The 1,232-nt window shown below is 31.4% G+C and carries 1 protein-coding gene; it reads right to left on the bottom strand.

Features of this window, described 5'->3' with window-relative positions; all coding sequences use genetic code 11:
- Positions 1-32: 32 nt before the first annotated feature.
- Positions 33-1,232, bottom strand: a 1,200-nt coding sequence (gene pbp4, locus AB0C84_RS46270; protein ID WP_361079319.1) for a penicillin-binding protein PBP4, incomplete at its 5' end; no start/stop codon positions are given.

Genomic DNA, 1,232 nt, shown 5'->3' with positions numbered 1-1,232 from the left:
TATAATTGACGAAATCCAATTCTATATCATATTTATTTTCCTTTTTTCTTCACTATGAATAGAAATATACAAACTACAATAAAGACGATGCAGACGAACTTAAAAAAATTCTTTATACCGTTAATAAAAGGGTGGTGGGTATTACTACTCTTCATCTTATCCACATTAACATGTGGGTAATGACTACCCTTTATAAATTTTCTTGGGTAAGATACATAAACTTGATTATCTTTATTGACTTTGAGTGACCATTTATCCTTGTTCTTTGGAACAGTATCGTATAGATCTTTACTCATTGTTATTTCTTTGCCATCAATTTTATGTGTCCCTTTACTCATCACTTTTGTGTACGTATATTCTTTTCTTAAATCCTCTATCATGTGATTCGCAATCTGATTTCTCACATGCTTCGCTTGTTCACTCGGATAGGGTTTAACATCCAATATTGTGGCATTTAATCTCAAATGATCTTGATTATTCGTAAGAGCTATACTATATCCCTCATCACTCGTTCCTGTTTTTAATCCGTCAGTTCCTAAATATTCTTCGGGCTCTCCCTTTAACGATAAATTAGTGGTTTCGAAGTCTTGATTATACTGTTTACCATGCGTTAACTTTGTATAATTTATAACCTCTGGGTGTTTTTTTAATAAACTATGTATCAACAAACTAATATCTTGAGATGTTGTTTTTGTCTTTGTCTCATCTTTATATTTTTTAGGTTCGTAAGGTTTTAACAAATCATTAGATGCACCAGAGGGATTGGTAAAGTGGGTATGATTCATGCCTAACTTTTTTGCCTTTTCATTCATACGATCTGTAAATTTTGAAGTTGAACCATCTATTTTTTCTCCTAATATTAATGTCGCTGGATTACTAGAAGCTAGTGAGACTTGTTTCATTATTTCATCTATAGTATAGGTTTGTCCTTTTTTTAATTTAACCGTTGATAAATTAGGTAAGGTAGACATCTTTTCATAATCTGATGTTATTTTTATTTTTTGATCTTTACTAATCTTTCCATTATTTAAAGCATCGAATGTTAAATAGAGAGTCATCAATTTCGTAATTGATGCTGGATCTGATGACGTTTCTCCACGATAATCATAAAGTACTTGGCCGTTTTCATCGGTAATTGTCATTGCTTTAGGTTCATATTGTGAGCTTAAATTCAAACCTTGCTCATTTACATTTTGTATAGGGGATTGATGAACATCAGTTGCTTGAGCTAT

Source organism: Actinomadura sp. NPDC048955 (assembly GCF_040649435.1).
Classification (GTDB): Bacteria; Actinomycetota; Actinomycetes; order Streptosporangiales; family Streptosporangiaceae; genus Spirillospora; species Spirillospora luteofluorescens.
The sequence above is the reverse complement of the archived record's forward strand: the minus strand, read 5'-3'. Positions and strand labels throughout refer to the sequence as shown.